Below are 21,496 nucleotides of genomic sequence, written 5' to 3'. Positions count from 1 at the left end.
GCATACCAAGTTTTTCGCCGTCCCGGCGTCGGCCGGGCCTTCGGTGAGCCAGGGGCAGCCGTTTCCTGAAAGAGCCAGCGGGGGCTCTGCAGCGCCATTCCTGTCACGCCCTTGCCAGCCTGAAGCGGAGCGAAGAACGTGGCCCGGCTCGCGTTACGGGCTCACGAATACGGCTGCTTGGCCTGTGCTTCCGCAGGCCCATCGGTGACTTGCTCAATGAGCCGTCGCCGATCCTTCGGCCCGGAGGCGTAGGCATCCATGCCTACGGCGGCCAAGGGAAAAGGGGATCGGTCTCGAGATCGCCGTGCAGGCGCAGCAGTACATGGTCGTCACCGACCTAACAGTCGGTGTACGGAAGGGTGTGCAGCAGGCGGGCGAAATCGTCGCAAGCCGCCCGGACGTCCACCCTGTCGAGGCCGAGCCAGAGGTGCAGCGTGCCGTCCTGAACCGTCAGCTCGACGTCGATGCGGGCATCGGCCGCCTCGACGGCTTCGCCGCCCCACTTCAGGGTCTCGTCCAGCGCGCCGAGGTGGATGGGGAGCGGGCGGAAGACCTCCTGACGCATATCGTCGCGGACCGTGACGCCGGTGGCCGGGACCCGAGTGCTGTCCGTCGCGGTGGTGACGATCAGCCCGGAAGGCGAACGGTCCGGAGAGTTCTCGACCCTGCTCAACCCTGGATGCGGCCCGGGGCCGGTCGAGATACACGGGCTCACGGCGGGCGACTGCGGGGCGCTCCGACCTTCGCCCACCTCCTCCGTGATCTTTGGCGGCCGGGAGCTGCCCGAGGTCGTCATGAGGCGATCGCATCCGGGCGACCAGCAACCCAGGGCATCCCTTGTTGGGGTTGGCCCGGGGATCCGTCCGGCCTGCCTCGTTCCTCATTCGCCACCCACCACCGTATCCCCGTCGAACCGCAGCGACGTGATCCGCGACTCGCCGACCCACTCCCGGAGGGTGTCCAGTGCAGCGGGCTCAAGTTTCGTGGTGAAGAGGATGGCCAGATGCTCTCTGGCCCGTGAGCATGCCACGTAGAAGAGGTTGCGTGCCCTGATAAACGCCTCCAGTTCCTTGTCCATCAGTTCGTCGCGCCGGGAGAAGTTAGCCAGCATCTCGGGGATCTGGAAGCGGGAGTGTCCCTTGCTGACCACGGCGAGGACCCGGTTGAACTCCAGTCCCTTGACTCCGTGTTGTGTGGCGAAGGGCGTGCCGCCGCCGAGGTGCTCGCTCAACGCCAGCAACTCCGCGTACGGCACCTGGCGCAGTTGTTGGTACTCCTTCGACCGCGCCGCCGCCCGGGCTTCGGCCTTGTCGTCACTCACAGCCTGCGGGTCGGTGCCGGATGGTGGCACGGCCTTCCGGTGACGCTCGCGCACCTTCCCCAGGCCGTCGAAGAGCTGCTGTTCAAGACAGAGGTCGAGGACGTCGCCGACCGTGCCCGTCTTGCGGGCCTCCCCCAGTTTCGTCAGGAACGCCATCCATTCCTGCTTGTCGGCCGACGAGTTGATGGGTGGGCGGCCACGGGGGTCGAGTGCGTCGAACATCGCGCCGTAGCGCTTGTTCCGGTGGTGGAGCAGGGCCGGTTCCAGCGTGTCCATGAAGAAGGCCATGGCGTGGTCCTCCTTCCTCACGTAGGAATCGTTGCGCCGAAAGGCCCCGTGGAGCTTCTGATATCCCAGTTCGCCGGCGATCGTCTCGTGCGTGAGCATGAGGATCTTCGTGCTGGGCTCCTCCGCCCGCGCCTGGGCATCGTGACCGGATGCCCCGGTGCTCCATAACCGGTCGCGGGCGTCGTCCAGTACCCATTTCCGAGCCGCGTGGGCCGCGTCCCAGCCGAGCTGACCCTTCCGGTGGTGGGTGAGCCTCGTCCCGGCCCATTCGTTGGTGTGATAGACGGCGACGGTGCCCTCGCCAACTCCTGACGCCATGGTCTGCGTCAATTCGGGACGCATCGTGTTCAGGAGGTTCACGACGGCGCGCTGCGAGCGCCGATTGCGCCGTCTGAAGACCGGTGTCGGGCGGGCGTCCTCGAGTGCCCCGCACGCGTTGTCGTAAATCTGCTGCCAATGGTCCCCGAAGAAGCCGCAGAGGGGGCCGCGCGCGGTGGCCTCATCGCCCGGCGTGCCCAGCATGGCCTCCGCCAGACCGGCGGGGGTGTCCTGGTACTCGTCCACGAAGACGATCGGGAACCGATCGGCAGCCAGGGCCCGGAACTTGGGAAGGGCGAAAAACGCCCTCGCGAGGACGGGCAGATCGTTGTGACCCAGCTGCACGCGACGGCTGTCGTGGTCCACTTTCTGGAAGCCGGTGCTGTACTCGACGGTGTAGCCGTCCAGTGAGGTGTGGCCCTCCATCTTCGACAGCATGATGTCCAGCTCGACGATGTGGCGCAACAGGTGCTTGCCGAAAGGGGAGAGCAACTGCCACAGGAAACCATGGATGGTTTCGGCGAACACGTACGGGCTGCGGTCGGTACGGCTGATGATCTCGTCGCGGGCCACATTGGTGTAGGTGACGCAGGCGATGCGCTGGTGGGGCCGCGGGAGGTAGCGGGGGCGATCAGCCAGGATGCTCTGGAGCGCCTCGATCAGTGAGCTGGTCTTGCCCGCACCGGCACCGGCCTCCACCTTGAAGTGACGGCCCGCCTGGAGAGCCGTCAGGATCGCGTGCGTGACATCTTCCGCCTCCGTCGTCACTGGACGTCCGCCTTCGTCGCCGCCCCGTCCTGTGCCATGAGCCACTCGAGGCCGCGCCTGATGTACTTCGGGACCTGCCAGTCGTGGTCTCCGAGGACATGGTCGAGGGCGAAGTCGACCTTGCTGCGCCTGGTCTCCACGCTGCTACGGGCCTGTTGTTCCAGTTCCTCGGCAGGGGCGGCACCCGTGGAAATACCGAACCGGGCCCGGTTGGCCAGCGCGAAGGCGTCCTCGAAAGTGCGGCCGCACGGACCGCCGGGCTCCTCCGGCACCTGGTAGGCGAGGCACATGCTGCCGCCGGCGATCGGCGGGTCCGTCTCGGCCCGCTGCAGCAGCTCGGCCACCGTGATGTCGGCCATCTCGGGGGACCACGCCCTGATGGACTGGTTGGACGTGCGTCCGGATTCGGACACCAGACATTTGCGGATCTTGGGCTCCCTGTCGTCGACGGGATCAAGATCCGTGATGATCAGGGCTGGAATCCCGAGGACCTTCAGCAGCGGATAGAACCTGTGGGCATGCGCCCCTCCGACCTCCATCAAGGTCACGTACTGGTGCTGGGGCGTCTCTCCGGGCCTCCTCGCCGCCAGCTCCTCCTCCGCAGCCGGGACGAAGATACGCTCGCTGGCGCCCTCGACGAGGATGGCCTTGTCCGCGAAGTAGAGGTCGGCCCGGGTGAGGGTCAGGTACTTGCGGAGAAACCTCTCGTCGCCGGTCACCTGGGACAGGTCCTTGATGACGGTGCGGGCCGGCCCCGGCTCGCTTCCGCTCTCCACGGTGTCCTCCTCCTTCCGGAAGTACCGGATGTCGGAGAAGTGTCCCCGGTTGGCCACGTGTGCCGAGTGGGTGGTCACCACGAACTGAGCGTTCCACCGGGGGCTGCTGTCGATTGCGGTGCTGCTCTCCTCGACCGCTCCCTTTTGCCCGGGCATCGTCGCTCTCATCTGCGCGTCGATCCGGGGGAACAGATTGACGGAGTACGTGAGTCGCTGGATGAACGCCTCCTGCATCTGCGGATGCAGATGGGCCTCCGGTTCCTCCAGGAAGACGAGATGGATCCCCGACTCCGGAGAGGTCGCCGTGTGGTCGCGGTAGCAGGTGAAGAGCCTGAGCAGAATCATCACCAAGTTCCGCGTACCAAGGCCGTTGTACGACTCCGGGAACCGCACACCGGCCACTCCCGGATAGTGAATGCGCGCGAAGTTCCTGAGCAGCCTCTTGGAGTCCAGCCGGGCGGCCGTGACGAACTCCTGGTTGGCCAGACCCGGATAGCCGAATGCCTTCAACGTCGGCGCCACCCGTTCTCGGACCTTCTGGAGGCTGCTGTCGAGACTGCCGGAGGTGTCCACGAGTGTCCTGTCGATGTTCGCGGCGAGCTCCTCCAGCCACGTCGCGTTCTGACTCTTCTCCGCCGCGGTCAGGAGTTGCTCGAAGACCGCTCCGATTGGTGCGGCATGCCCGTCGCTCTCGTCGTCCAGCCCTCGCTGCGCCTCGACGAAGTCCACCCTCACCAGGGTGCGCACGTCCGCGAGGTCGACCGGTCGGACGTTCGCCTCATCGGTCGGGTCGACCGCCATCACCGACATCTCGAAGTGCTTCGGGATACCTCTGCCCAGCTGCTCAAGCGTGGCCGTGGCATCCGGCCCCACCGGCACGCCGCCGAAGAACTCCTTGAGGGCACCGTCCCCCAACCCGAAGGCGAACCTGATCACCACCTCGGAGCAGTCGGGGTCAAGGTCCACCACGAAGGGGGCCAGGGGTCCGTACTGGCCGCAGTCCTTGTCGTAGGAGATGTGGAGGGTGAGGGTGACTGCCGGAACCGTGTCGCGCGCCTGCTCCGCCTCACCCGAGGCGAAGAGGCGATGGGCGGCGAGGAATTCCTCGTAGCAGTCGGCGGAGAAGTCCTCGATGCGCAGCGCGGCCTTCTTCCTCGCCACGAAGAATTCGAACAGTTTTGCCAGCGAGGTCTTTCCCGTGTTGTTGCGGCCGACGCACAGTGTCACCTTGTCCGTGAAGGAAAGCTCGGTTCTGCGGAGCAGCCGGAAGTTGCGGATGACCGCCTTGGTGAGCCGGGGCGGCACCGGGACCACGGTCCCGTGTGGTTCGGCGGAGCCGTCTCGCGGGCCTGGGATGGCACGCGGATCACTGGGCTGGGTCATCGCGGCTCCTTGCTGCGCTCGTACACACCCTGGGACGCCCGGCGGGAACACACAGCAAAGGCAGCCACAAGCCCCATGAGATGCCGTCACCCCCTCAGGATCTGGAGCCGCATCTTGTCACCATAATTCTCTAAATGCACAGCGGTCGTATTTGATTCAGTTTCGGTCGCCTATCGATCTGAATTCACTCCCGAATGTTCGACATACGGCACCCGTGCGGCCACCACCTCATAGGCCGACGGACCGGGTGAGGGATGGCCATGTACGAGGCGCACAGCCTGACCGGTGCTCAGCGAAGGCGTTGCGCCAGGAGCGGTGAATGGGTCCGCATCAGGTCCGATGCCAGCCCATGGCCAGTCCTGTCGAGTCCTTGAGGACCTGGTTCAGCGCTTCGACCTGTCCGACGTCGTCGAAGAGGCTGCGGGGAAGGTGGTCGTGAGCGAGAGGGCCGACGCCGTGCAGGATGTCGTCGTACGCCGACGCCACGGCGGCACCTATCAGTAGGTCCGTCGCCTCATCGAGGCCCACGTGCTCGGCCGGCCACCGGTACTCACCCTGACTCACCTGGAACACCGGGAACAGCCACTGCATGTCCCGGTCGGGCTTGATGAACCTGGTCGCTCTCTCGCCCAGGAAATTGACGCCGTAGTGCGAGATTGAACAGACGTCTCTTTCCCGCAGGGCAAGCAGACGTGAAGCGCACATGAGGGACACGGCAGGCGTACGCGCGGACAGGTGCATGGGGGTCGTGGCGACTTCCCGGAGGGTCGAGAGGTCGGACAGACGGGAAGCCACGCTTCCCATCCGTAACCCACTGCGCTTGGCCAGCATGTGCTGGAAGTGGACCGTCGCCTCGTGGCTCGGATACTGGAACTCCAGGTCCGTCTCCCAGCTCGTCATCGCCTTGGCTGCCGTCACGAACCGGTAGGGAGGGTAGAGCTCTTTCCAGTCGACGGACGGGTCGTCGGAGTTCAAGCCCGGGACCACAGGGTTCAGTGCGAAGTCGATGAGTGCCAGGACGGTACTTCCGCCGAGGGTGCGCCCTGCGAGAGCACGTGCCAGGCGACACGGCATCCCATACTCGCCATTCAGCACCTCGAGCAAGAACTCGCGCAGCGCCGGGTCAGCTTTCCGTATGAAGGCGCCCTCGAACTGGAAGAGTTCGTCGAGCACCGCCGCGCACTCGAAGAGGACGCGAGTGGTGAGCGGGCCCTCGGAGGTGTGCACGAGCTTCAGAGGCCCGTCGATGCCGACGCGTACGTCATCGGGACACTCGACCATCTCCATGCCCGCACCCTGGCGCCACATGTCTTCGAGGGAGTGCTCCATTGCCGCCCGCATGTCCCAGGTGGCGGTGTCCAACTCCGTCAGACCCTCCGGGTCCAAGAGGAGGTAGTAGGCGAAGTAGAGGTTGAGCCAATCCAGTTCGCTGTATTTCAGTTCCCCTTGGGCGTGCTTGGGGTAGCGCTCGAAGGAGAAAAAGGGGAGTCCGCTGCTCCGGTCCTCGTGGAGATGCTCCACGTCTTGCCGGGGCAGGTGAGAGATCGTGTACGCGGCCAACTGGTCCCTCGTGCGCCGCAGCAGGCTCAGAAGAATGCCGACAGTGGATCCGTGATATCGCGCCCAGTGGCTGCTCTCGTGGACGTAGGTCTTGTGCCAGGAGCCGACCGCCGTCACAAGATCGCTGGTGCGCGTGCGAGTCTGATCCTGGAAGAGGATCTGGCTGCGCAGATTCAACTCGGCGCCGCTCGAGTTCCGTAGACGTGGAGAGTGGACGGTCACCGGTTCACCCCTTCCGAGCCGTCCGCACCCTGGTCGTCGTCTTCCGGTCGAGGAGGCGCCTCCTCCACGGGCCCCCGGTCACGCGCCCGCTCGACCAGTGCCTTCAAGGCGTCATACAGGGTGTTCGTGGCCAGTCCGGCGGCGACGGAGATGGAGATCTCCGCCCAGTGGGCGTGGCGTAAGGAGTCGCGCCTGTTCTGCTGCAGGGGCGTGAGGGCGAGGGAGCACTTTCCGGCGAGGTGCTGATCCGCCTCTATTTCCCGCGCCAGCACCTTCAAGTTGGCGGCTTCGCCCCGGTATTCAAAGATCGGCATGGCGGGAGCCTACAACTGGCCTCCGGTTCCCGGATCGGGACTCGGACACCGCCGTCTTCGCTGGAGGACCGCGGTAGCGCAACGTCGGGTGAGTTCGCCCCCGGGTGGTCGTTTGAGGCCGGCGGCGACGTGGGGGGCCGGCGCCGGTATAGGCGCGGTCGGCGAGGACAGGGACGCCTTGTCGCTCACAGATCCGGATGATGTGGTGGCCCACGCCGACGCTCACTTTCCAGCAACATGCGGCTGTCGTGGGTCGCTTCGGTGACTGATGGCCGGCGCGGTCCGACGCGCCCGTCTCCGTCAGGGCGGCACGCGGACACAGGCGCCTGGCGTGGCCGGAGCAATGCGGCGAGCCAGAGTTCCCGGGGAATCGCTTCCGTCTCCGCTGATGCCGGGGCGGACTGCGGACCGGGGTGATAGAGAGATGCCGGTACGACGATCCTCACGGTCTGTGTATGACGGCCCTGAACCCGGAAAGCGGCGACGATGTTCTTCAATGGCCCCGCACACGTGCGCACCGATGCCACGCTCTTCCCGGCCAGTACCGGAGTCCCCGCCGAGCAGGATCTACCAGTCCTGCCGCAAGACTTGGCGCGCGCGTTGTTCATCACGGGCAGGGCCCCGTACGACCAAACCAAGCACGGGAGGTCATCGGCGTACGAGTGGTGCCACAGGGTGGCGGTACTGCCCGCCTATCTCAGCTGGAGCGATGATCCGATCCGTCGCATCACACGTACCGACCTCGCCCGCGAACTCGACCCCTCCGAGAAGGGCATGCTGTCCTACACCCTGGGGCAGGCCATGTGCCAGATCTTCGCCGAGAGGCAGCTATCCGTCCGGTTCTTCATGCACGTCGCCCGCTACGCCTCCGCCTGCAACCTCACCTTCGCCCCCGGCCAGAGCCGGGCGGACTTCTTCGGAGAGCGGACCGTCGGCGGTTATGTCGTCGCGGAAGCCAAGGGCCGCTCAGGCCCGCTGACGAAGAAGCTGCGCGAAGCCATGGAGGAACAGAAGAGGACAGTCAAGACCATCAAGGGCGAAGTGCCGAAGATCGCATACGCGAGCGCGGTGCACTTCTCCTCCCCCCCACTAGCCCCATGCGTCTGACGGCGATCGACCCGGACACAGCCGACCCCCGCGCCGTAGACCTTCCCGTCGACCCGGACCTACATGTGCTGGCCTACTACACGCCGTTCCTGGACGCCTTCGCCCATCAGGAACCACTCATTCTGGGCGACTACGTCGTGGCTGGCTTCGCGGCGCTCGGCGTGACGCTCGGGGTCTTGGCGCCGGTGCTGCAGCGTGTGGAACGGGCGGCTCGACGCAACGAAATCTCGGGCCTTCGCGACGACATCCTGGGCCTGCTCGCCCGCCACCGGCCTCGCGAGGAGCGCACGCTCTACATCGACGGCACTCTTTTCGCGGCAGACTGGACGGTTCCTGAGGACCGACGCCGCCCGGGCCGTCGGGACAGCGAGGTGCTCCCCGACTTCCTGCACGAGGCATTCCGCAGCATGAACGAGGAGGACGACTGGCGAGTGGCGTCTGTGGAGGAGGGGGACCTCGACTGGCGGGATCTGTCCCCTGCCAGGGGCTACATGCCGGGAATCCTCCCCCAGGGTGATCTCCTCGAGGGCTGAGGCATGGACGGCCGCCGGGCACCCTACGGCCGCTGCAGACTCATCGCCGCGGTGTGGACGCCGCCGAGGGCCTGTCAGGCGCTGTCCCGGTCCACGCGCTGTGTAGATCGGCTTGTCCCCGTCGGTCCGGCGACACGAGTTTCGCCGGACAGCCCAACGTGGTGACTCCACCAGGTCGATGCGAATGTCGACGATGGTGGTGTGGCCTGTCCGGGGCGACGATAGAGCCTCCCCGGTTGCACCGAGGGCGCCGAGAGTGGTCCGGATTTCCCAGAGGATCCCCGACCGACGTCACCGCTCACCAGCGAGGTCGAGATCGCCCACAAGGTGCGGGGCTTGCGCCGGGGCGTCGTTCATGCTTCGGCAGCAACGGCTCGATCACCGCCCACAGCTCGTCACTGACTCCCACGGCTTCCGCCGTGCCACGGTCACCCCCAAGCAGCACGGAATCACATACCTCTAAAAGAGCCCGCCGCAGCAGGCCGCTCTCCAGCGCACGCAATCGACCTGCGGCTCACTCACTTCGGCGCCTCCGGCAGCGCCGGCACCGTCGAGATGGACTGGATGGTGGACTCCCACTCCCCGGTCCGCGTGTTCTTGAACCGAAGATGCAGCACCTCGAACTCGTCCGGCACCCAGTCGAACTCGCCGACCTCATCCTGGTCGAAGACCTGGTGTTCCGCGAACAGCTTGGCCAGCTCGATGTCCGTGGACGCCTGCATGATGAACTTGCCGACCTTAACGACGTGCATCACCGGACGCCCCTGCGCCTCCGCCTCCCGGACGCTCTCCCAGAACGGCTCGTACCTCCTGGCCGACTTGGTCATCCCAACCCACTCGTCGCGCCTGATCTCGCTCACTTCGGCCCCTCCAGCCTGCTCGTCGTCACCGGCGTCCGGCTCTGCACATACTTCACCTTTGGCGCCTTCGCGACCGCCAGGCGGTTGGCCTCCTGCACGGACTCCGCTTCCGCCTCGACGCGCAGCGCCGCGTGACCGTGCAGAGCCACCGTATATCTCGCCATTACCTCAACCCCTCCGCCTCAGGACCATGACCACGCTGTAGAGAACGCACAGCCCCAGACTCATCCTGAACGCCGTTTCGGGGGCCATCCCCGCGGGCGCGAGGAGCAGCCGAGCCTGGCAGTCCGGCGGGCCTTCTGCGCGGGAGCATCCCCGCACCCGCGGGAATGCTCCCATCTCGGCCTGCATGCCAGGCAGGCGCAGCCATCTGCTCCCCACACCCGATGTACAGCAGCCTCGTCCTCGAAGGCGAAGAGCATCGTTCCCTGTACGTCGCCCTTACCCAGGCACGACGCCACACTGCCGTTCGACTCACCCACACTCGCGCGGAACCCGCACGGATCACTGCCCGCGCCCAAGGACGGCGATTGCGATCCCCTCGCCCCCAGGCGACCGCCACGCCGCCAATCCGGGCTCGCCACAACCGCGAGCTGGCCTTCGCTCTCCCATGAGCGCCTGAAGTGCAGCACTTCTCCGCGAGTTACGCCCGCCCAACCCATCAAGACCAAGATCCGGACCATACACGGGCCAAGTCCCCCGTCAGAGTGAGTACGATCTTCATTCCCCCTGGTCACAACGCCATGAATGCTGTACCACCAGCAGACCAAGAACGTTCTTTGTTCTTACAGCCCTCAGAAGCTTGGGTTCTTCTAGAGCCTGCATTCGGGTTGCCTGGAGGTATGTTGCGCTCCAGGCGCCCCGACATTATAGGTGCCCACTGTAATCAATTGGGTTCTTAGAGCTACTGTCTGGCATCCAAAGGAGATCCCGCCGGACCAGTCGCGGACCAAGTAGCGCCTCGGGACATCACCCCACGAGCCGCCCGGTCACCGAGCGCAGCGACCCGCCGATACCCGCAAGCAGCGCCCAAACCGCCAGCAGGACTGGGAGAGCTCATCGGACCTCATGACCGCCCTGAACGAGTCCCCACCCGAGCGAAGTCTCCTCGCGACGAAAACGGGCCTGCCAACGTCCACAAGCTGCAGAAGGCCACGAACAGGACAGCCCGGAAGGGCCAAGCAAGAAGGCCGCCGCGAGGAAGCCCGCCCCAAGCTCGCGACGGCAACAAGGCTGTTGTCAGTGCCGCGTGCGATCCTCACCCCGAAAGTGGGCACTTCAGAAGGAGGCCGGGTGGCGACGGGACGTCCGCGGAAGGATCCACGCGATCCGGTGCTGATTATGCGGGATGCCGGGCTCGAACCACTGGAGCCCTATCCAGGAAGTGATAAGCCCTGGCGCTGCCGCCATGAAGCGTGCGGGAGAGAAGTGTCACCGCGGCTGGGCAACATTGCCGCGGGTCGGCAGGGCGGCTGCCGGTACTGCTCAGGCACGGCATCGATTCCGCCGGAGGCGGCGGTGGCGTTGATGCGCTCGGTCGGCCTGGAACCGCTGGAGCCGTATCCCGGGGCGACACCCCCTTGGCGCTGCCGGCACGTGCCGTGCGGTCGGGAGGTCAAGCCGCGCTACTCGTACATCAAACGCGGAGGGGGACCGTGCCGATGGTGCGCGCCGAACGCGCCGGTCGATCCGGACCAGGCCGCCGCGCTCATGAGGTCGGCGGGTCTGGAACCGTTGGAGCTGTATCCCGGGACCGACATGCCCTGGCGGTGCCGCTGCACAACATGCGGCACGATCGGGACACCCACTCATGGGTCGGTCAAGGGCGGACAAGGGGGCTGCGGCCCGTGCGGGCGCAAGAACGCCGGGCAGGGCATCAGCCGGGCATGGTCGCGTCGCCGCGAACTGCCCCGCACGGACGGGGACCGGGCCGCAATTGAGGCGAAGGACTTCGACCTCGAGCCGCTGGAGTCCTACCCAGGACCGAGCGGGCTGTGGCACTGCCGCCACCTCCCGTGCGGCCGAGACGTCGAGATCAGGTTGAGTAACCTCAGGCGCGGCCTTCGGGCATGCCCGTACTGCCCTCCCTCCCTGGGTGGCCGACGCCGCTGGCCCGCGGACGAAGCCGAGGCCCTCATGCGTGCCGCTGACCTGGAACCGCTCGAACCGTACGCCGGGCGTCGTGACAAGGCGTGGCGGTGTCGCTGCAACGGCTGTGGGCGTGAGACGTCACCGAGTCTGGGCGGCATTCTGGCGGGCCAGGGCGGCTGTCGGCACTGTGCCGACGTGAGGGCGGCAGCGGGTAGAAAGACCGACCCGGACATCGCGGTGGCTGCCATGCGCGCGGCTGGGCTCGAGCCGCTGGAGCCCTATGCCACCTCGGTGACTGCGTGGCGGTGCCGTTGCGTAACCTGCGGCAACGAGGTCTCCCCGACGCTCATGAAGATTCGTGCTGGTGGAGGATGCAAGTTCTGTGCCACCCACGGCATCGACCTGGCAGGACCGTCGAAGGTTTACGTGATCACCCACCAGGAGTGGAAAGCCGTCAAGATCGGGATCGGTGCCTGCACCGGCTACACCTCTCGCCTCATCCAACACGAACGCCAGGGTTGGCAACTGCATCAGGCCCGTGACTACACCACCGGCGCAGCCGCCTACGACGTCGAGCAGGCCGTGCTGGGCCGCCTGCATCAGGCCGGACTCATTCCTTTCCTCACGAGCGACATCATGCCGAACGGCTGGACCGAGACCTGCTCCGCAGCCCGCATCACGGCGGCCGAGGTCTGGGCCATGGTCGATGAGGAAACACGGAACGCAGAAAAACCCTATCCGCCCCGAACTGGCGGCCGACCCCGTGCCGCGGTCCTCATCGACGCGGAGGCCGCAGCCGCTGAGATGCGGGCTGTGGGATACGAGCCACTCGTGCCGTATCCCGGCCGCACCAACGCGACTTGGCCCTCGCGCTGCATGACCTGCGGGCACGAGGGGCGTCCGACGTTCAGTGCCGTCCGTAACGCGGGCCAGCGCTGTCGCGTCTGCCGGGCAAAGGAAACCCAGGCGAAACGCGCCGCCACGAACGCGCCGAAGGCCCAAGAAACCATGCGCGCGGCCGGACTCCAACCGCTTGAACCCTACCCGGGCAGCCAAACACCGTGGCGGTGCCGATGCACCACATGCGGTCTCGAAACCAGCCCCACCTACTCCAACGTCAACAGCGGTTCGAAGGGCTGCCGGTTCTGTGCCCTCAACTCGGCAACCGACGAGCGTGCGTCCGCCGAAGTACGAGCGGCCGGGTTCGAACCGCTGGAGCCGTACCCTGGCCGTACCACGGACCGTTGGCGCTGCCGCTGTTCCTGCGGAAACGAGGTCATGACGCGCCTGTCATCCGTCCGGTCGGGAACCACCGGCTGCAAGAAGTGCCCCCGATCCGGTGGCCGAACCGATCCCGCGACAGCCGCCGCGGAGGCACGCGCCGCCGGGTTCGAGCCGTTGGAGCCCTATCCGGGGAAGACCACCGACCGGTGGCGCTGCCGCTGCAGGTGCAGCACGGCCATCACCCTCACCCTGACCAGCCTCAGAGGAGGCCGTACGGCGTGCGGAACGTGCTCCCGAGGCGCGACTCGATAACCGTCGGTCACGATGCACCCCGCCGCTGCACCCAGTAGTCGAGCAAGCCCGGGTTCCGTCGTATCAACCTTCTTTAGGAGATCGCTGCCGCCCGACGGCATCCTCGGTATCGGCCCCTTTGAAGATACATTCGGCGGATCATGAGCGCCTCGGCGTCCAGCAATGTGGCCGACGTCCTGTCGACGGTAGTCGACGTCAGCTGACATGGGCAGGCCGCACAGTCTTCAATGGCGTCATGGCCACGCCGATGCCAACACCCCCGCCCCCGCCCGCCACTCTGGAGACGATCGCGGGTAGCGCCACTCTGGACGAAGTCCTGGAGTGTCTACGCGCGCGGCGGCCGGTGTTCCACTCCGAGGCCGATCTCCAGCACAGTTTCGCCCTCGCTGTAGGCGAGGTCGCACCGGATGTCAGGTGCCGTCTCGAGATCCCGGTGCGCGGAAGCAACGCCTCGGAGTACCTGGACCTACTGTGCCTGGGGCCGGCGAGCCGTACGGCAATCGAGTTCAAGTACGTGACCCGACAATGGTCGGGTACAGCAGGGACGCCTCCCGAGGAGTACGCCTTGCGCGGACACAACGCCCCAGACGTCGCACGTAGGGACTTCCTGCGGGACGTAGCAAGGTTGGAACGCTTCTGCGACCGCGAGGACCAGAACGGGCTGGCCCTGCTCATCACAAACGAGGCGGCCCTGTGGCGCCCCAGGCAACGCAGGATGCCCACCAGGGACGAGGAGTTCCGCATCCACCACGGGCGCCAACTGAGCGGCACCTTGCTGTGGGCCGGCGGTTCCTTCCCGGACAACACCCGAGTGCTGCGCGGCGCCTACACGCTCGCCTGGCGTCCGTACACCCAGTTTGAGGGCCCAAGTAGCGAATTCCGCTGCCTCGCGGTGTTCATCACTCCAAACCCAGCACGGCCCCAGTCGTCACACGAGGCGCCATGAACAAACTCCCTAGCATGTCATTGACGCAGCGGCAGGAGCTTGCAGTAATGGCGTCCTTTACGCGCGACCATGAGCATGCCTGGACAGGTCACCTCACCTGACTAACCAAGTCCGTCGAGGATCAATTCGACCTCAGTCCGGGGACGGGGCAGGGCGATCAAGGCGAGGTTGTTGTGGAAGTGCTCTCCAACCGGCCTGCACACCAACAAGCTTGACCCATGTCTGGGCATCCAGCTGAATGCTCCCGAAACCTGGACATGATCGTTGGCGCCGAGACGTTCAGGAAGGCGACGACGGCACCCCACCGATCGACGAGGCATGCCCGCGCTGCCCCCTCAGCACAACACGCCGAAACAGTCCGCCAATTGCATGAGGCCGTCGTGAACTGCCGAGGTCAATCAGCAGCAACAGATGTCCCCCGCCCTCACACAGGACCACCGGACTCGCTCTCTGACCGATTCCCGGGTAGACGGTCCTCAAGTGCTCCCCGGGCTTCTGCGAGCTGAGCCTCGGCTCGCAGGAGGTCAGTGATCAACTTCGAGAGCCTGGTATCCCCCGCTGCTGGTTGACCGTCAGTATCACCGGCGTACGTTTCGAGGGTTCGTGCCAACTCGAGGATCGCATCCCGCGCGGCTCGTTGCTCGTCGTCTTCGACATGGTCAGAGAGCCTCAGCCACTTCGCCTCCCTGTCGGCGGCTTCCAGTGCAGCGACTGTGACGATCGTACGTACGACGCGGCGGACGATCTCCTCAAGGTTCAATGCGATCCGAAGCAGCGGCGCTGCTGCCATGTCGTCCTCGCTGGGTTCACTCCCCCGCTGGAACATCCGGTAGAAGTCCCACGGGTCTTGAGGCTCGTTCAGCCGTTCCAGAGCGGTGAAGACGGGCCCGAACGTGTCGAGCGGCGGTCTGGAGATGGGGAGTGCCGCCCGGTGGTTCCAAAGCGCGAGCACAGCGGTCGCCGTTTCACGGCGTACGTCGTCAGCTTCCGCCTCAGAGGCTGTCTCGGCGCGGATGATCAAGTCGCCGATGTGGTGGGCCATCCATCGGCCCAGTACATCGTGGTCCGGGAGGCTAGCTGCGATCTCTTTGCCCAGTTCGAGGGTGCGCTCAAAGCTCTCCGCATCTTCCGGAGTCATCGAAGAGGTAAATCTTGTAGGACCTTTCGCGTGGGGGGAGGGATTCGTCATCGTCTTGGTCGTACCTCACCGAGTAGGGCTCATTGTGGTCTTTATGAGTGCGGTCGATCATCACTTCAACGATCATGCTGCGTCCGGTCAGGGAAAGGATTTGCTGGAGGGCATCGCGCCGGATTTCCAGCCGCTGTCCCTCAGTTCCTGTTACTCGGTCCGAGCTGGTCGCGGCTGTGTCGTCCCAGACAGTGCTGCGGAGGGCGAGGCCGTCGGCACGGGTCCATTCGCGCATGTCTGCGTCCGGTTCCAGCCCAAGCAGACCGACGAATTCCTCAACGGGCCGGTACGGCGGGTACCGGACCCCGCCGGCTAGCGGGTCTCTGTTGTCCTGGCCTTCGCGGCCGTCCGGGACGGCAATCCATCCCGTCAGTTGGAAGCCTTGGGTATCGAACTGGTACTCACTGTCGTCGGCGTCCGGGATGCGGTATGCCATGTACGAAGGGGCGGTCTGCAGGGCGAGCGCGAGCGCCCTGGCCTTTTCGGGAGTGACCAGAGCGCTGCGGATCAGGACTTGTTGCGCGGCCTCATAGCTCGTGTCGTCGGAGCTCTCCCAGACCGTGACCCACCCGTCGCTCGCCAGGAGACGCTCACTGAAGTGCTGGCTGTTCAACCGCCAGATCCAGTCGGGTCTTGGTGAGTCGTATGGTCCCTGGAAGACGCTTTGGGGCGAGGGGTCTCGCCGGTCGGCAAGCCATCTGCCGTCGTCGCGCGTGAGTAGGAAGTCACCGAGCCAGTCGGTGAACAGGTCTGTGTCCGCCTCGCTGTCCCGGTACACGGGATGCGTCTTCAGCAGTTCCCCGGCGACAGACCACACGGCGTGGGTGGAGAGATAAAAGTCTAGATCGTCGGCGTCCGGCCAGGTCGTATGATGGGCGAAGGTGCTTCCTTCCCTGTACAACTTGAGCGCGTAGCGCGGGTCGTCCTCATGTACGCCACGACAGGCGAGCTGCCAGGTGGCCGTGATGGTGTGCCCGGCGAGTCGCAGGACCGTCTCCTCTGAGATCCCGAAAGCCTCCCCTAGCGGTTTGCACCAGCGGTCTTTGAAGTCCCAGTCGAACCGGAATTCGCTCGGCTCAAGTGCGAGGGATCCCTCATCCGCGTCACTCGATTCCCTTGCCCTGCGTTCAGCCCATGACTGGCTGACAACATTCTTCGGTCTGTTGATGCTGCGCACGATGTCGAGTTCGTCTGCTGTCAGACTTCCGTAGCCGGAAGAGGCCAGGGCGACGCAGATCACTTTCGCACTTTCCTGCATCACGACATGCGGTTCGTCATCGAAGACGACCTTACGCAGCAACGGCTCGAATTCGATCAGTCCTTGATGCGTTGCCGTGTTCTGAGCGGCGCGTGCAAGGGCGAAGAGTAGCCATTGGAGGGCGTGTCGGTCGTAGAAAGGCAGACGGGCATCGTGGAACGGGGTGACGTCAAGACTGCCCAGCGCGAAGCGCTGCAGCGCGTCGAGTTCTTCTTTGCAACCGAGTTCGGCGAGGAGTCGGACGCAGTGCGCCGCCCGCCACCTAGCGCCGTGCTCGGGGTCACCGAGAACCGCCCATAGATAGCCTGCGAAGCATTCTGCAGCCGCTGCTGGTTTGGCGGGAAGATCGGCGAACATCCCGTCGGCCGAATCCTCGGGGGCGAGGCCGGCCAGCATGGTCCCGTAGTCGTCCAGGACGACCTGCGCCTGTACGCCGGTGAGCCGTGGAGCGAGCCGGGCCGCCAGGTAGTAGCACTCCTCGGGGAGGAACACAGCAGGCTGCGAACCGAGTTCCCGGAGTGCCGTTCCGAGCAGATCCGCATCAGGTGTGCCGGCCAGACCGGCGAGCCCTTGTAGTTTGATCGGCTCGTAGCCCTTTGTGGTCAGTTCCCGGCTGAACCGCGTGGTGACCGTGTCAGCGAGGTGACGTAGTTGCTGGCGGGCGGCCAGGGGCAGCAAGGGCAGCTCTTCCAGCCTCTGGACCAGATGTGTGTAGTCGAAGGTGCTGAGGTGGGGGTTGGACTGAAATGCGATGAGCATGTCGTCGAGTTTGCGCAGGGGGACCCTGACCGCGTGGTCGATGACCTGCTCCATACGCAGCAAGTGGTCCGATCCGCGAACCAGTTGGCGAGCCTTCTCCCAGCCCTCCTGGGTGGAGAGATCACACGCTGCTAGGGCAGCCTCCAACTGTCGCGTACGCGCCATCCGCCCTTCGTCCTCCTCACCCCGCGTCCACCGGGGAGAGCTGTAGCCGGACGACGCTGCGAACGCGATGTTGCGGGACCGGACGGCGAACAACGTGCCAGAGAGGTCGATGCCCAATTCGCTGGTGGCGTGGTCAAGGCGTTCGAAGGACTCGCTGCTGAAACGACGTGCCCGCAGGAACTCTCCCAGAATCCCGGCGATGCGTTCGCCGTCGTCGGGAGCCTCGCGAAGGGCTCGTTCAACGAGCTGGAGGGCGCCGACACGGTACTCGTCGAACGGCACCGTCGCCAGAGCAGTGACCGCGGAGGGAGTAAGCGGGCCCGCTTTCTCGTCGAGAAGTGCCTGAATGAACGGACCCTCAGAACACAACCGACGGTCACGCCAACGGGAGGCGACGACTGTCGCGGTCGTCGGGTTCAAGCGGCCCATGACGCTCAGGACCGCGGCATGATCCATTCCGTCCCCGAGATAGGGCTGAATGCTCTCGGCAAGCTGTGCAACGCGATATGCGCGGCGATCGTCGTCGTGATTGCCCTCGGAGGCTCGGCGAGCGACGGCGAGGACGCTCCCCCACAGCACATGTACGTCGTCGCCCACACGGTCGGTCAGATCGATCGCCCTGGTGAAGTAGGCGTGAGCCTCGCGTGTGTCAAATCGTTGGACTGCGCGAGCGAGTTTCACCATCCGCTCCGCCTTGTACTCAGCACTGTCCTGAGTGGTGTCGAGCGACGCAGCGACGGACTCCGCGAGTTCGACAGCGATGTGCTGCAATTCATCGACGGGGGCCGCTGCGCGGACGGCGTCAATCAGGACTTCGTCTGCAATGTTCCTCTGCATGGCCCGGTACCAGTCGAGCAGGAGCTGACGCGTCACCTCGGACGAGCCGAAGGCGAGAATCCGGACACCGAGTCGCGCGACCCCTCGATACAGGAAGTACGGCACCTCATGTCCACCATGCTGTCCCGGCATAGAGGCCACGAGATCCCGGAACGGGACTTGTGTGTCGCCGGAGGCTCCGACTAGGCAGTCGATCCAGAGGCTCGCCCAGGCACCGAGGGGCACGACGCTCTGCTCGTGGTCGTTCAGTGTGCGCGAGTACGTATGAGGATGTTGCCGCGCTTCCAGGACGTCGTCGCCCGCAACCATGTCTGCATCGAAGGGCTGCCTCCGGATCTTAGAAAGCAGCGCGAAGCCGCACAGGAGGGCAAGTGTGTCGGTGTTCAGGCCGTAGCGGCTTCCGGCACCCCGGCCCAGGTCGTCAGGGAGATTGAGACGCAGGATCCGTTCGGCCTCCGTGTCCGACAGCACGCCGTGGCGCAGCCCCATGGCGATGATCCAACCGACCGCCGGAAGTGCCTTGTTCTCCTCCGGGACACCCGGATGTCGGCGAAAGGAGACGGGTCTGCGTTGGCGCTTCAGCATTCTCACCAGGCGCCGCGCAAGCGGTGCCTGGCACACGAGGTTGGCCTGCCAGGCGGCATAGGCGACGGCGAACTGGAGGTACTTCAAGCGCGTGGCCGCGTGGCCGAGGGCCTCCAGTTCCTCGGTACGGCCCGAGTCGGCTAGCCGGGTAGTGATGATCACTCCAGCTTCGAAGCCAACTCGATTGGGGCGCCATCGGGCCAAGTACTCGGCGCATGCCTCCACACCGTCGGTGTTGAGTAGTCCGAAGGCGACTTCAGCAATGTCCGCCGCGGTGACGTGGTGTCGGTGCGGATCGTCGTCAGGCCGCCGCACCCATGCCTTGAGCCATTCCGCCGCGCTGCGCAGTCGACTGCGGGCGAAGTCGGTCTGGCCTGCGGCGAACGAGAGCAAGGCGCCTTCGAAGTGAAGGTTGGAACCTGGCCAGTCCGTGGCAAGGCTGCGGTTCGCCACTATGTCTTCGACCGTGCTGGCGTCCAGGAACGCGCCCGCTAGATCGGTGTTGCTCCTCAGCAGATGAAGCCGACGAGAGTGGCCGGCGGCCAGGCTGCCAGCCTTGACTGCAAGCCGGGCCGCCTCCCATTCCTTGCCCACGCGTAGCGTGGCCTTGAGGGCGAACTGAGCCCGCTGCTGAGCGATCTCCCGTTGTTCCAAATCGTCCCCCTCGGGGAGCGCGCCGTCGGTGATCGCCAGCTCAACCAAAGTGTCGACCTGACCGGCCTCCCACAGCAGTTGCGGCAAAGAAGCTGCCACATACGGTTCGCCTGCGGCGAGCGGCGTCAGGCGGTCGATGAGGTCAATCAGGGACTGGCCGGTCGGACGATACCTGGTTCGAAACCAAGTCTCGGTCGGTTCGTCACGGAACTGCAGGGCGTCACCATCGACGAGCAGAGGGCGGCGGAGATCCGCTGCGAAACTGTGGATGACCGAGGCCGGCACGCTGCACAGCTCGGCCAGAACGCCTACGGGGATCCTCGGCCGGAGTGCGGCCATGGCCTCGCACAGTCGGTCGATCTCCGCACTCAGATGATGGTTGGCGTCCTTACACTGGTCCACCAAGCTCTGCAGGAGTTCGTCGAGCAAGGAGACGTCGGGATGTCTCGCCTCCCCGAGAGAGCCGAGACAGGACTCGAGGTCCGAGGCCGTGCTGAGAACGAACGCTTGGACACGGGGGTTGCCGCCGGTACGACGGTGGAACTCGGCCGCCTGTGCCTCCGTGACCACTCCGAACACAGACGCCAAATGCTGCCTGGATTCGGCGACGCCGAATCCCGTGAGCTCGATTCTGTGGACACCAGGCGGCGGTTCCAGCAGATCGACGCGTTCGGTGCGGCACAACATGACGAGTCGCACGTTGTCCGGTAGTGCCTCCCGCAACAGGTCTGCGACGAAGGCACGCTCACCACCATCTCTCGCGATGAGAGCCGCATTGTCGGCCGCGTCCACTACGAGAACCAAGAGCGCCCCCGGGGTGGAGGCCGCGATGGCTTCTGCCGCCCCCCGGACTCTCACCACGAACGCCTTCGCGTAATCGGTCGGCTGGGCCGTACCAGCCGGAATCAACGGATCGCAAAGGGCATGCGCAGCAAGCTCATTAGCCAGCTGGACCAAGCCTTGTTGATGCTGGTGACGGGGCGAGCTGGAGCGACGGTAACTCCCGTTCCCGAAGCAGTCGTAGACGAGAGTGATGGAGCCCGTCGGCAAGTTCCGTTCAATCTGCGTGGCAAGCACAGATTTCCCGACACCGCCGGCCGCGTGGACAATGACAGGCCGCGGGGCGAGCCGCACGATGTCGTCGACGATCGCACGAGACTGCGGAGTCACAATGACGCGTCCGGGCGGGTCGATGAGGTTGGGGGCAGGCAGAAGGCGCTCTGGTGGGACCCCGAGAGCAGTAAGCACAGTGGAGCGGTCGACGACGTGATTCGTCTCCAGCGAGGTCGCGCGTCGCGCGATCATCTCTTTCAGCAGAAGGGGCTGCACATCGGGAGCGCCGGGCAGAAATCCGGCTAGATCCAGCCGGAACAGCCCTTCGAGTCGCAGCAAGCCTGGCGCTGTGGGATCCACTTGTAGCTGTTTGAAGAAACCGGCTTCGCCGTCTGCGTCGTCCGTGAACCCCGCATACTGTTTGAGAAATTTGACCTCGTGAGCGTAGTCGCCGAGCTCACCGCCCACTGCCAGAACCCTGATCGCACGCAGAACGGAGTCGCGGACCGGCCGGTTGGATAGGAACTCGAAGATGACCTTCCGCTCAAGTCCCGGCGACTCCAGCTTGATTCGTCGGTACTTCTCTGCAAACCCGCTGACGGTGCCGCCAAGTCCCGACACGGTCCACTCCTCGGTGGCCCGCGCAGTCGAATGCTTCAGCTGGCGATACACCACGCGGTTCGCTTCGCGAAGTCCGGTCGCGCCGTAGTACTCGGCGATGTCAATGACGTCTTCACCGTCGCGCCCCGTCGTGTCATCCTGCGACACGCCCTCGACGGCGATCGCAGTCAAATCTGCACCAGGGAGCAACAGCTTCAGCGCCTGCCGAGCCGCCCAGTGATAGTGGAACTGATCGCCGTCACGGCTGGCACGCAGAAGATCGGTGTCAGGCATGCCCACTCCCGGCAGACCTCAAAGCGACGGAATCGGGCAAGGGTCCCCTCACATCACCACAGACCAAGACGGCACAAGC

At 65.4% G+C, this 21,496-nt stretch carries 13 protein-coding genes and 1 pseudogene; 4 read left to right on the top strand and 10 right to left on the bottom strand.

What is annotated here, in order from left to right; genetic code table 11:
- Positions 1-337: 337 nt before the first annotated feature.
- From GA0115254_RS19575 to GA0115254_RS47670, 6 genes and pseudogenes are all read right to left on the bottom strand, one after another.
- A complete protein-coding gene (locus tag GA0115254_RS19575; RefSeq protein WP_176740197.1) occupies positions 338-673 on the bottom strand; it encodes a hypothetical protein in 336 nt (111 codons plus the stop codon).
- Positions 674-880: 207 nt separating this feature from the next.
- Entirely contained in the window at positions 881-2,695 is a 1,815-nt protein-coding gene (locus tag GA0115254_RS19570) for a UvrD-helicase domain-containing protein (RefSeq protein WP_176740196.1), read from the bottom strand.
- The gene (locus GA0115254_RS19565) at positions 2,692-4,854 is read right to left on the bottom strand and encodes an ATP-dependent nuclease (protein WP_093896583.1); all 2,163 of its coding nucleotides are present in this window, start codon (positions 4,852-4,854) and stop codon (positions 2,692-2,694) included. Before GA0115254_RS19565 ends, GA0115254_RS19570 begins: the two co-directional genes overlap by 4 nt.
- Positions 4,855-5,184: 330 nt before the next feature.
- Positions 5,185-6,636 carry a hypothetical protein gene (locus GA0115254_RS19560; protein WP_141720868.1) on the bottom strand — a complete coding sequence of 484 codons (1,452 nt, stop codon included), beginning with the start codon at positions 6,634-6,636 and terminating at the stop codon, positions 5,185-5,187.
- Positions 6,633-6,950, bottom strand: a complete 318-nt coding sequence (locus GA0115254_RS19555) for a hypothetical protein (RefSeq protein ID WP_030944093.1) — start codon at positions 6,948-6,950, stop codon at positions 6,633-6,635. Before GA0115254_RS19555 ends, GA0115254_RS19560 begins: the two co-directional genes overlap by 4 nt.
- Positions 6,951-7,037: 87 nt before the next feature.
- A pseudogene (locus tag GA0115254_RS47670) lies at positions 7,038-7,158 on the bottom strand (IS5/IS1182 family transposase); the annotation flags it as partial.
- Between the two features lie 278 nt (positions 7,159-7,436).
- On the opposite strand from GA0115254_RS47670, the gene GA0115254_RS19550 reads away from it, so the two are divergent.
- Positions 7,437-8,057 carry a hypothetical protein gene (locus GA0115254_RS19550; protein ID WP_093896581.1) on the top strand — a complete coding sequence of 207 codons (621 nt, stop codon included), beginning with the start codon at positions 7,437-7,439 and terminating at the stop codon, positions 8,055-8,057.
- Positions 8,048-8,590 (top strand): hypothetical protein, encoded by a 543-nt coding sequence (locus GA0115254_RS19545; protein WP_093896580.1) that lies wholly within the window; start codon positions 8,048-8,050, stop codon positions 8,588-8,590. Before GA0115254_RS19550 ends, GA0115254_RS19545 begins: the two co-directional genes overlap by 10 nt.
- 518 nt (positions 8,591-9,108) lie before the next feature.
- On the opposite strand, the gene GA0115254_RS19540 is transcribed toward GA0115254_RS19545, so the two are convergent.
- Positions 9,109-9,450, bottom strand: a complete 342-nt coding sequence (locus tag GA0115254_RS19540) for a hypothetical protein (RefSeq protein WP_052845190.1) — start codon at positions 9,448-9,450, stop codon at positions 9,109-9,111.
- On the bottom strand, positions 9,447-9,614 hold the full coding sequence (locus GA0115254_RS44580) for a hypothetical protein (RefSeq protein ID WP_176740195.1): 168 nt from the start codon (positions 9,612-9,614) through the stop codon (positions 9,447-9,449). Before GA0115254_RS44580 ends, GA0115254_RS19540 begins: the two co-directional genes overlap by 4 nt.
- Before the next feature lie 2,122 nt (positions 9,615-11,736).
- On the opposite strand from GA0115254_RS44580, the gene GA0115254_RS44575 reads away from it, so the two are divergent.
- Together GA0115254_RS44575 and GA0115254_RS19525 are read left to right on the top strand one after the other, a co-directional pair.
- Positions 11,737-13,077: a hypothetical protein gene (locus GA0115254_RS44575; protein WP_176740194.1), complete on the top strand. Its 1,341-nt coding sequence runs from the start codon at positions 11,737-11,739 to the stop codon at positions 13,075-13,077.
- A 235-nt stretch (positions 13,078-13,312) separates the two neighbouring features.
- Complete coding sequence (locus GA0115254_RS19525) at positions 13,313-14,023, top strand: hypothetical protein (protein WP_256102686.1); 711 nt, start codon at positions 13,313-13,315, stop codon at positions 14,021-14,023.
- Between the two features lie 424 nt (positions 14,024-14,447).
- Here GA0115254_RS19525 and GA0115254_RS19520 read toward each other — a convergent pair whose 3' ends face one another.
- Both GA0115254_RS19520 and GA0115254_RS19515 read right to left on the bottom strand, forming a co-directional pair.
- A complete protein-coding gene (locus GA0115254_RS19520; RefSeq protein WP_093896578.1) occupies positions 14,448-15,161 on the bottom strand; it encodes a hypothetical protein in 714 nt (237 codons plus the stop codon).
- On the bottom strand, positions 15,133-21,417 hold the full coding sequence (locus GA0115254_RS19515) for a hypothetical protein (protein ID WP_093896577.1): 6,285 nt from the start codon (positions 21,415-21,417) through the stop codon (positions 15,133-15,135). Before GA0115254_RS19515 ends, GA0115254_RS19520 begins: the two co-directional genes overlap by 29 nt.
- Positions 21,418-21,496 lie beyond the last annotated feature (79 nt).

Source organism: Streptomyces sp. Ncost-T10-10d, assembly GCF_900091955.1.
Taxonomy (GTDB): Bacteria; Actinomycetota; Actinomycetes; order Streptomycetales; family Streptomycetaceae; genus Streptomyces.
This window is presented reverse-complemented; position numbering and strand designations above follow the sequence as displayed.